Raw genomic sequence first — 1,167 nt, forward strand, 5'->3', positions numbered from 1 at the left:
CCCCCGAACCCACTCCCCCTCCCCAGCCGACGCCGACCGTCACACCCCCGGCGCCCGACCTGCAGGACATGCTCGATTCGCTGACCTCCGAGTTCAACTCCTTCGTCCCGCAGGCCCAGGTCGGGGGCGGCAACCCGGGCGGCAACGCCAGTGGCAACACCGGCCCCGACGCGGCGGCCCCGGCCCACGGCAGAGCAGGTGACCGCGGATGACCACACCCCATCTGCTCGCAGGCCGGTACGAGATCGGCGAGGTCCTGGGCTTCGGCGGGATGTCCGAGGTCCACCGGGGACGGGACACCGTCTTGGGCCGCGACGTGGCGGTCAAGATCATGCGGCCCGAACTGGCCCGCGACGAGACCTTCTACCAGCGCTTCCGCCGGGAGGCCCAGAACTCCGCCTCGCTCAACCACCCCTCGATCGTCGCGATCTACGACACGGGCGAGGAACGCACCGACGACGGTGCGCTTCCGTACATCGTCATGGAACTGGTCGAGGGCGACACCATCCGGGACATCGTCAAGATGGACGGCCCCATGGAGGTGGAACGCGCTCTCGGGGTGATGGCCGACGTCTGCGGTGCTCTCGACTTCTCCCACAAGAAGGGGATCATCCACCGCGACGTCAAGCCCGCGAACATCATGATCTCGCGCGACGGGGCCGTCAAGGTGATGGACTTCGGCATCGCGCGCGCGGTCAGCGACTCGACCTCGACGCTCACCACCACCTCGTCCGTACTCGGCACCGCCCAGTACCTCAGTCCCGAACAGGCCCGCGGCGAGACGGTCGACGCACGATCTGACCTGTACTCGGCCGGCTGCGTGTTGTACGAGATGGTCACCGGAACCCCCCCGTTCAGCGGCGAGTCCCCCGTCGCGGTGGCGTACCAGCACGTCCGGGAGTCCCCGCAGCCTCCGTCGGCGATCAACCCCGAGGTCGGTCGGTACGTCGATGCCGTGGTCATGCAGGCGATGGCCAAGAACCCCGAGAACCGGTACGAGACCGCCGGGGACATGCGCACCGACCTGCTCACCGTCCTGAGCGGTGGTCGTCCCGCCGCGCCGCTGGTGCTCTCCGACGATGAACTCGACGACGGCCAGCGGCCCGACGCCCCCCACGGGTTCGCCGGGGCGGGCTTCGGCTCGGGCCGGCCCGACCGGATCCCGCC

At 69.8% G+C, this 1,167-nt stretch carries 1 protein-coding gene and 1 pseudogene; both read left to right on the forward strand.

Going from position 1 to position 1,167, the window contains the following annotated elements:
* Positions 1 to 212: pseudogene (locus G6019_RS12280) on the forward strand (serine/threonine protein kinase); the annotation flags it as partial.
* A partial coding sequence (gene pknB / locus G6019_RS12285) for a Stk1 family PASTA domain-containing Ser/Thr kinase (protein WP_182627701.1) occupies positions 209 to 1,167 on the forward strand: 959 nt, incomplete at its 3' end. The pseudogene G6019_RS12280 and the gene pknB, both read left to right, overlap by 4 nt.

The sequence above is a fragment of the Dietzia sp. DQ12-76 genome, from assembly GCF_014145045.1.
Lineage (GTDB): Bacteria > Actinomycetota > Actinomycetes > Mycobacteriales > Mycobacteriaceae > Dietzia.